Source organism: Bacillus sp. AFS040349 (assembly GCF_002577655.1).
GTDB lineage: Bacteria > Bacillota > Bacilli > Bacillales > Bacillaceae > Metabacillus.
On sequence record NZ_NUMC01000023.1, the window covers coordinates 78,713 to 87,265 of the forward strand.

Here is an 8,553-nt window from a genome sequence, read left to right on the forward strand (position 1 = left end):
CATTGAAAGCAAAAATTGACTCTATATTAAAGCTTGCTTTTGAAAAGCAAGCTTCAGACATTCATTTGTCAGTTGGCGTACCTCCCGTTATGAGAATGAACGGCGAGTTAGTTCGAATTGGCGAAAACATGTTAATGCCTGCTGATACAGAAGAAATGGCAAAGGCGATGATTTCTTCAGCAAAATGGTCATTGTTTGAAGAAAAAGGAGAGCTTGATTTTTCTTACGGAATTCCAGGTGTATCTCGCTTTCGTGTTAATGCGTTTCGCCAGCGTTCTTGTATTTCCTTAGCTGTACGAATTGTCCCAAGGAATATTCCATCAATAGACGATTTGCAGTTGCCATCGATTTTAAAATCAATTGTGGAAAAGCCTCATGGACTGATCTTAGTAACTGGACCAACCGGCAGTGGAAAATCAACAACACTTGCTTCGATGATTTCCTTTATGAATCAAAATATGAAGCGCCATGTTATTACACTTGAGGATCCGATTGAATATTTGCATAAACATCAAAAATGTATTGTTGATCAACGTGAAGTTGGTTTTGATACAGGTAGTTTTGCATCAGGTTTAAAAGCAGCACTAAGACAAGATCCAGATGTGATTTTAGTTGGAGAGCTTCGTGACTTAGAAACAATTCACACAGCAATAACGGCAGCAGAAACAGGACATCTTGTTCTTGGTACACTTCACACCTCGTCTGCTGCATCAACAGTTGATCGGATTATTGATGTGTTTCCGGCTAATCAGCAGCCACAAATTCGACTTCAGCTAGCATCGGTGTTAGTTGGGGTTATTTCACAAAGACTTTTCCCGACTGTTGATAAATCAGGGCGCCGTGCTGTTACAGAAATCCTATTGAATAATTCGGCAGTTGCCAGCTTAATACGTAATGAAAAAACATACCAAATTCCGAGCGTGATTCAAACAAGCCGGGCACAAGGAATGAGAACCTTTGAAAGCTCTCTTTCAGAGTTTGTAAAAGCAGGCATTATTTCTTCTGAAGCAGCATTACCATACAAACAAGGGACGACAGACTAATGGCAAAGTTTAAATATGAAGGTCGTGATCGTTCAGGTAAAAAGTCAGGGAAAGTTACTGCCAATTCAAAGCGTGAGGCTGTTCTGAAACTGAGTGAACTAGGAATACGAATTATAAATATTGAAGAAATACCAGAAACACTGCTAACAAAGGATATAGCGATAGGTAATCCTGTTAAGCTTCAGGAATTTGTTATATATCTAAGGCAATTCTCAACATTGTTACGAGCAGGTGTGACAATAGTAGATGCAACAAATATCCTAGCGAAGCAAACTAGTAGTAAGCCGTTACGAAAAGCTTTAGAGCAAATGGAAGATGATTTAAAATCAGGACAAGCATTATCTGTTGCTGCTGCAAAGCATAAACGGATCTTTTCTTCGATGTTTGTGAATATGATTAAAGCTGGTGAAGCAAGCGGAAGCATGGAGGAAACGCTGGACAGGCTTGCTATTCAATATGAAAAACAGCATCGAACAAAGCAAAAGATTCAATCTGCTTTGGCCTATCCAATGGCGGTTGCAATTGTTGCTGTTGTTGTTGTAATCTTTTTGCTAGTTTCTGTTGTTCCTACCTTCGTTTCTATGTTTGAAGGCTTTGGAGCACAGTTACCAGCTATCACACTATTTGTCTTAAACTCTAGTATTTTTATGCAAGAGTATTGGTATATTGTTATATTGTTTTTTGCTGCTGTTTTTTCAACCTTTTTTGCGTTACGTAAAAATAAGCAAACAAAGTATTATTTAGATGTTGTTGCCCTTCGTATGCCGATCTTTGGAAGCATGATTCAAAAGGCTGTATTAGCAAGAATGACAAGAACACTCAGTTCGTTATTTTCAAGCTCTGTGCCGATTCTACAGTCTTTATTAATTGTTGAGAAAATTGTTGAAAACGAAGTTGTAGCAAAGGTTATTGCAAATTCTCGTGTTTCCTTGGAAAATGGTTTGTCATTAACTGAACCGATGAAAAAGCATTGGGCATTTCCGCCACTTGTTACTCAAATGATCGCCATTGGAGAAGAAACTGGTTCACTAGATGAAATGCTTGGTAAAGTAGCGGACTTTTATGAAGAAGAAGTAGAAAACAGTACAGACCGACTAAAGTCACTAATTGAGCCATTAATGATCGTTCTATTAGCAGGAATAGTTGGTACGATTGTCATAGCTATTATTGTTCCAATGTTTGACATATTTAACCATGTGCAGATGTAAATTTACAATATTTTTATATTCACTACCTAAACTATTGATGTATAATTAACATAGATTTAGGGAATTAGAACTAAGCTTTTAGGAGGAAAAGAAATGTTGAAAAAACTTATGAAAAATGAGCGTGGATTGACGTTAATTGAGCTTTTAGCGGTAGTTGTAATCTTAGGGATTATTGCTGCGATTGCGATTCCGGCGATTGGTGGGATGATTGCGAATTCTAAGGCTGATGCACATATTGCTAATGCTAAACAAATTGCTAATGCTGCAAGATTATATACAACTACTGGAGATAAAATTGGGACTGACGGAGTAACATTAGGGGCTCTTATTACTGCAGGTCATCTAGAGTCAATTAAAGATCCGAATGGTGACTCTACAAATCCGAATTACAGTGAAACAGGAACAAAAGTAACAGTTGATAATACAGCTAAACCTACTAAATTTTATGTAACATTAGTAGGCGATAATGACACCACAACTTATATAACCCATACTGCTACACAAAAGACTGATGCTAAAGATCTGCAGAGGTCTAATGTTACAAATTATAAGTAAGTAATTAAGAGCTATTGAGAGTTATTGAGGCTAAATATAGATAGTCCCAGATAAGGACTATCTATATTTATTTATATATAAAAGGAGTTACCTTTCATGGAAAATATCATCCTACACACCTACATCTTCATACTAGGCGCAATACTAGGCTCCTTTTTCAACGTAGTCGGACTACGTGTCCCAATAAAGAAATCCATCGCATACCCAAGCTCAGCATGCCCAGTATGTGATAAAAAACTATCACCAATTGAACTTATTCCAATATTGTCATACGTACTGCAAATGGGTAAATGCAAAAACTGCCAAACGTCTATTTCACCATTTTATCCATCTATGGAACTACTAACAGCGATTCTTTTTACGATTTCACCGCTTTTGGTGGGATGGTCAAAAGAATTGATTATAGCATGGTCACTTATTTCACTTTGCATGATTGTTACCGTATCAGATTTGAAATATATGATTATTCCTGATAAGGTGAATTTGTTTTTTCTTGTTTTATTTTTTATTGAGAGAATGTTCATACGTACTGAACCATGGTGGGATCCAATTGCGGGTCTAATTGTTGGGACTCTTGTGCCTCTCGTTATTATTTTGGTCAGTCGAGGTGGTATGGGTGGCGGAGATATGAAGCTTTTAGCTGTTTTTGGTGTTGTGCTTGGCTGGAAACTTGTGCTCCTAACCTTTTTTATCGCCACATTAGTTGGTACCATAGTAGGAGTAGTTGGGATGCTGACAGGTAGTGTGAAAAAGGGCAAACCTTTCCCTTTTGGTCCATTTCTAGTTATCGGTGCTTTGGTGGCATATTTCTTTGGTTCTGAACTTATCTCGCTATACATGACTACATTCTTTTCTTACTTATATTAAGAAGGGGTTTTTATAATGGCTCTTCCTTTATTTAGACAAACTAAACATTCTATTAACTTATATATATCAAATTATTCCATTCAACTGCTTGAGCTTAAAAGCACAGATCCACTTGTTGTGAACCATTTTGTTGAAACGTATTTACCTGAAGGAATTGTCGTTGACGGGCAGATTAAGGATGCAGATAAGCTTGCGATGATTTTGGATCAGTGTATGAGTGACTGGGGAATAAAACGTAAACAGGTACGATTTATTACTCCAGATGCATTCGTCAGTGTTCGGAAAGTGAAGGTACCAGCAGATTTAAAAGATGATGAAATAAAAGGCTATCTTTATTTAGAGCTTGGAAACAATATTCATCTTCCTTTTGAAGAGCCTGTATTTGACTTTGTGCCTCTGCAAGAAACAGAGACTGAAAAGGAAATTCTTCTCTTTGCAGCACCAGAGGCTATGATTAAGCAATACACAGAACTGCTTGATGATTTGAAGCTAGAAGCAATTGCTGCAGATTTATCGGCACTTTCTAATTACAGATTGCTTTATAACAAACAGCATGTGAAAAGTAAAGATAACACATTGCTAGTGGAAGTAAAGCTTGACTCGGTAAACTTTAGTATTTTTGAAGATTGTAAGCCAATTTTTACACGTCATTTGCCGTTAGAGGGAATGTTGAAAAAATGGTCGTACAAACTTGAGCCGGAAACGCAATTATACTATCAATATGAATGTAAAGAACCTGAAGAGCTTTCTCTTCAATTTCGGGATGTAGTGAAAGAAATTGAAAAAATCATCAATTTCTATCGTTTTAGTCTTCATCAAGGAGATCACCAAATTACACATATTGAATTATTAGGTGATAACCCGTATATACATGAATTACAGAAGGACTTAAAAGAACTGGGAACATCCATTACTATTTCTCTTTTCAAAGATCGTGTATACACACATAAAAACATAGCTGTTCCCGCTAAGTTTCATACTGTGCTTGGATTAGCATTAAAAGAGGTGTAAAACATCATGTTAGCGGAAATTAATTTACTCCCACAAAAACAGCAACGAAATTACACCAATCTCCTTGTTATCTTAATTGTGGCCATCATGATACTCTGTGCAACGCTGACTATTTTTTCATTACTGAACAAGAAAAATGAACAAATAGCTCAATTAGAACAAGAATATGATACAGCTCAGCAGCAGACAACTGTACTGCAGCAGCAAGCAAGTCAAAGTACTGATTCCGATGCCGTATCAGATTTGGAAAAAGCCATTCAATGGTCTGAAGAATATCCAGTAGATTTTGTTCCTTTATTAAATGAATTAACAAAACAGCTACCTGAAAAAGGGTATTTCTATCAAATGGATTACTTGGATAGCTCTTCACTGGAATTGATTGTACAGTTTGAGTCATCTAGTGAAACAGCCTATTATTTAAAAAGACTTAAAGAATCTGACTTATTAAAAGAAGTGAAATTACTAACAGTAGAAACGGTACCAATTGATGTAGCAGAAGAAGATTCTGTTCCGCGATATCTCGCTGGGTATAAACTGCTTACTGACAGAGCTGCCCTAAAGGCTTTTAAAGAGGAGGACAGTGAAGAATGATTGAATGGAGAAAAAAACATACAATAATCATCGTCCTTACACTTGTTCTATCTTCTCTTGTTGTTTATTTTTCTTATTTACTTTTAATAAAACCAAAAGCTCAACAAATAGACAGCCTGCAAAGTCAAATTGAAACGGAGAATACACTTATTCAAACTTTGCAAAAGTCTAGTTCTGGATCAAATATTAATGAAGCGATGCTTTCTGCAGTTGAATTACAAAAAATTCTGCCTGTTAGTCCGTTTGAAGAGCAATTTCTTCTAGACTTAGAAAAGGCGGAGACCATTTCGAACAGCATGATTACGTCGTTAACCTTTCAAGAAGGAGAGCAGGTCACTGCTGAAGAAGATGGGGATGAGCTTGTTGAAGCATATGACGAGAAACTAGATCCTGATGCAGAGAATGAGGGTAATGAAGAAGCCTCTGAAGAAGTAGAAACAGAGCCAATGCCGCAAGGATTAGAAAAGTTAACGGTTGAGTTAACCGTAACATCTCCAAGCTATTATGAATTAGAGGATTTTATCCGAATTTTGGAAAACTCTAAAAGAATTACACAAATTGAATCTGTATCAGTAGAAGGAAATCCTGAATTCGTTCATCTGCTTGAAGATAGTGAAGAAACTGATTATGAATACAATGTTGTTGTTTCGACGTTTTATTTACCTAGTTTGGAAGAGTTACGAGAACAGCTACCACCAATTTTTACGCCTGAGCCAAGTGACAAACAAAATCCTTTTACAAATGCGATTGAAGAAGAAGACGAAGATCGATCATAGCATTTTAAAAAAAATGACGAAAAAAATTAAGGATGAGACGACAAATGTCTTGTTCTTTTTTTTTATCCTTCTGTTAGCATTAGATCATTATGAGTGGTCGTGTTTTCAAAGAAGGGTGGTAGGCATATGGACAAGCAGACCTCAGACACAGTAAAAATCAAAATAAATGGTAAAGATCGTCCTGTGTCAGATAAAGAATCAAAAAACGAAGAATATCAAATATCGTCATGGGAAGAGAAGCTACAAGCTGAAAAAGAAATGGCTTCTGCTAAAAAAGAAGAAGAAGATTTTCCTTGGCTTTTGCCTGATGAAGATGACAGTATTTTTGAAGATGACCCTAAGGTAGTAACTCCTAAGAAAAAGAAAATTTTATCAAATTCAACAGTTGCACCTTTTGTTTATTCGAAAAAAGCAAAAAGCAAAAGTAATTTTGTCACATTTCCTTTAAAACAAATGTTCACAGTGATTCTTATGGCTATTTTTCTAGGAGTTGGATTTGGTTATATTGCATTAAACTTTTTATCTAATAAAGATATGCCAGAAGCGTCTGTTCCTACGGTTGTCACAAATGACACACCTGATGCAGCTTCAACCGAGGGTGGTAATACAGAGGAGCCAGCAGCAGCTTCAACCTCTACAGCTACTCTTCAGCTTTACGTTGTACAAGGTGGGATCTTTTCAACGAAAGAGGGAGCAGATACAGTTTCGTCTACTATAAAAAATAAAGGGTTGGCTTCTACAGTGATTGAGGCAGATGGATCTTTCACTGTTTTAGCTGGTATTGGGAAAGAGAAAGCCGAAACAGAAGCCTTAAACAATCTATATAAACAGAACTCGTTTAATGATTTTTGGGGAGGAAAGCAGTTATCCCTTTCTATTGCAACTACAAAGACCCCTGATCAATGGGTAAGCTCAATTGTTACTTTATCTTCACTAGCTTCTCAAGCAACAAACGGGCAAAGTGTGAATCAAGATGAAGTATCAGCTGTTGAGTCACAATTAAAAGAGATTGAAACTGCGAACGACACAGAAAAGTCTTTACTTAGCAAGCTCTCAGAAGCTGCTGCAAATGTTAAAGCTAATAAAGGCTGGGAGGCTCAGCAAGAGATTTTAGAGGTTGTTGCAAGCTTACAATCGTAGAATAAGAGACTGATAAAAGATATTTTTACTCTTTTATCAGTCTTTTTTTTATACAACTTGTTATTTGAGCAATCACTAAAATTCGACACTTTAAAATTTAATATTACAAAATTGTCCTAAAAAAAATCCTTTGGTAAGATATAGAAGTATCTTCTAATCTGAAACGAAGAAAGGATGTTTTGACATGAAAAAAAACCTCATTTTAGCTTCAGCTTCTCCCCGTAGAAAAGAACTTCTAGAGCTTCTCCAACTTCCTTTTGAAGTGATTGCCAGTGAGGTGGAGGAGGTTGTTGACGAGAAGCTCAGTCCTGCCGAAATGGTTCAATCATTGGCTGAGCAAAAAGCCAAAAGTGTAGCCGAAAATGTTTCAAATGCTTTTGTTATTGGATCAGACACGCTTGTTGTTTATGAAGGAAAAATGCTAGGTAAGCCTAAGGACTTCTCTGAAGCCGTGCAAATGCTTAAAATGCTTTCAGGAAAAACACATGAGGTGTATACCGGAGTATGTCTTATAAACAACGATGATGTGCGTTGTTTTTCTGAAAAAACGAGCGTAACGATTTATTCTTTAACAGATAAGGAAATTGATGAATATGTTCAAACAGGTGAGCCAATGGACAAAGCAGGTGCATACGGAATTCAAGGGTATGGATCATTGCTTGTAAAGGAAATACATGGTGATTATTATTCAGTAGTTGGTCTGCCGATCGCTAGAACAAAAAGAGAGCTTGTTGCAGCGGGGTTCACATGGTAAGAGGAAAATTGTAAATCATTTTGTGGCATAAAAAGGTAACAAAGGAAACATTCTATTACACATAGAGAAAAGAATGAACAGAGCAGAAAGGGAAATGAAGGAGGATAAATGGAAACATCAACTTTTAAAATCCGGGATTTCCCTCAAGATGAACGACCGAGAGAACGCTTGTTAAACGAAGGTCCAGATAAACTTTCTAATCAGGAACTATTAGCCATTTTGTTACGAACAGGCACAAAGAAAGAATCTGTACTAGATTTGTCACAAAAACTGTTAAAGCATTTTGAAGGCTTAAGAATGTTAAAAGACGCATCTGTTGAGGAGATCACGACAATTTCAGGGATTGGAACGGCTAAGGCCGTCCAAATATTAGCTGCTCTTGAACTTGGTCGCAGATTCAACCGTTTAACTTATGAAGATCGTTATGTTATACGCTCTCCGCAAGATGGTGCAAATTATGTGATGGAAGAAATGCGCTTTTTAAGTCAAGAACACTTTGTTTGTCTATACTTGAATACAAAAAATCAAGTGCTTCATAAACAAACCGTGTTTATCGGCAGTCTTAACGCATCGATTGTACATCCGAGGGAGGTTGTGCGCCCATAAGG

9 protein-coding genes and 1 pseudogene are annotated in these 8,553 nt (G+C 36.8%); all 10 read left to right on the forward strand.

The features are described from left to right. Nucleotides 1–2 precede the first annotated feature (2 nt). Nucleotides 3–1,043 (forward strand): type IV pilus twitching motility protein PilT, encoded by a 1,041-nt coding sequence (locus COD11_RS06380; protein ID WP_098795924.1) that lies wholly within the window; start codon nucleotides 3–5, stop codon nucleotides 1,041–1,043. Next, nucleotides 1,043–2,251, forward strand: coding sequence for a type II secretion system F family protein (locus tag COD11_RS06385; protein WP_098795925.1), 1,209 nt, complete (start codon nucleotides 1,043–1,045; stop codon nucleotides 2,249–2,251). The genes COD11_RS06380 and COD11_RS06385 overlap by 1 nt, the downstream gene beginning before the upstream one ends. A gap of 93 nt (nucleotides 2,252–2,344) precedes the next feature. Then, nucleotides 2,345–2,806, forward strand: a complete 462-nt coding sequence (locus COD11_RS06390; protein WP_098795926.1) for a prepilin-type N-terminal cleavage/methylation domain-containing protein — start codon at nucleotides 2,345–2,347, stop codon at nucleotides 2,804–2,806. A 96-nt stretch (nucleotides 2,807–2,902) separates the two neighbouring features. Further along, entirely contained in the window at nucleotides 2,903–3,673 is a 771-nt protein-coding gene (locus COD11_RS06395; protein ID WP_098795927.1) for a prepilin peptidase, read from the forward strand. A 15-nt stretch (nucleotides 3,674–3,688) separates the two neighbouring features. After that, complete coding sequence (pilM, locus tag COD11_RS06400; RefSeq protein ID WP_098795928.1) at nucleotides 3,689–4,684, forward strand: type IV pilus biogenesis protein PilM; 996 nt, start codon at nucleotides 3,689–3,691, stop codon at nucleotides 4,682–4,684. Between the two features lie 6 nt (nucleotides 4,685–4,690). Next, nucleotides 4,691–5,275 (forward strand): PilN domain-containing protein, encoded by a 585-nt coding sequence (locus tag COD11_RS06405; protein ID WP_098795929.1) that lies wholly within the window; start codon nucleotides 4,691–4,693, stop codon nucleotides 5,273–5,275. Beyond that, a complete protein-coding gene (locus tag COD11_RS06410; RefSeq protein WP_098795930.1) occupies nucleotides 5,272–6,051 on the forward strand; it encodes a pilus assembly protein PilO in 780 nt (259 codons plus the stop codon). The genes COD11_RS06405 and COD11_RS06410 overlap by 4 nt, the downstream gene beginning before the upstream one ends. Before the next feature lie 126 nt (nucleotides 6,052–6,177). Next, complete coding sequence (locus COD11_RS06415) at nucleotides 6,178–7,191, forward strand: SPOR domain-containing protein (protein ID WP_098795931.1); 1,014 nt, start codon at nucleotides 6,178–6,180, stop codon at nucleotides 7,189–7,191. 184 nt (nucleotides 7,192–7,375) lie between these two features. Beyond that, on the forward strand, nucleotides 7,376–7,945 hold the full coding sequence (locus COD11_RS06420) for a Maf family protein (protein WP_098795932.1): 570 nt from the start codon (nucleotides 7,376–7,378) through the stop codon (nucleotides 7,943–7,945). 108 nt (nucleotides 7,946–8,053) lie between these two features. Next, nucleotides 8,054–8,545 (forward strand): annotated as a pseudogene (gene radC / locus COD11_RS06425) (RadC family protein); the annotation flags it as partial. Between the last annotated feature and the right edge of the window lie 8 nt (nucleotides 8,546–8,553).

Bases quoted from the DNA above. Each gene is read 5' to 3' on its own strand.
- COD11_RS06385 (WP_098795925.1), top strand. From the start codon at position 1,043: ATGGCAAAGTTTAAATATGAAGGTCGTGATCGTTCAGGTAAAAAGTCA.
- COD11_RS06390 (WP_098795926.1), top strand. From the start codon at position 2,345: ATGTTGAAAAAACTTATGAAAAATGAGCGTGGATTGACGTTAATTGAG.
- COD11_RS06395 (WP_098795927.1), top strand. From the start codon at position 2,903: ATGGAAAATATCATCCTACACACCTACATCTTCATACTAGGCGCAATA.
- pilM (WP_098795928.1), top strand. From the start codon at position 3,689: ATGGCTCTTCCTTTATTTAGACAAACTAAACATTCTATTAACTTATAT.
- COD11_RS06405 (WP_098795929.1), top strand. From the start codon at position 4,691: ATGTTAGCGGAAATTAATTTACTCCCACAAAAACAGCAACGAAATTAC.
- COD11_RS06410 (WP_098795930.1), top strand. From the start codon at position 5,272: ATGATTGAATGGAGAAAAAAACATACAATAATCATCGTCCTTACACTT.
- COD11_RS06415 (WP_098795931.1), top strand. From the start codon at position 6,178: ATGGACAAGCAGACCTCAGACACAGTAAAAATCAAAATAAATGGTAAA.
- COD11_RS06420 (WP_098795932.1), top strand. From the start codon at position 7,376: ATGAAAAAAAACCTCATTTTAGCTTCAGCTTCTCCCCGTAGAAAAGAA.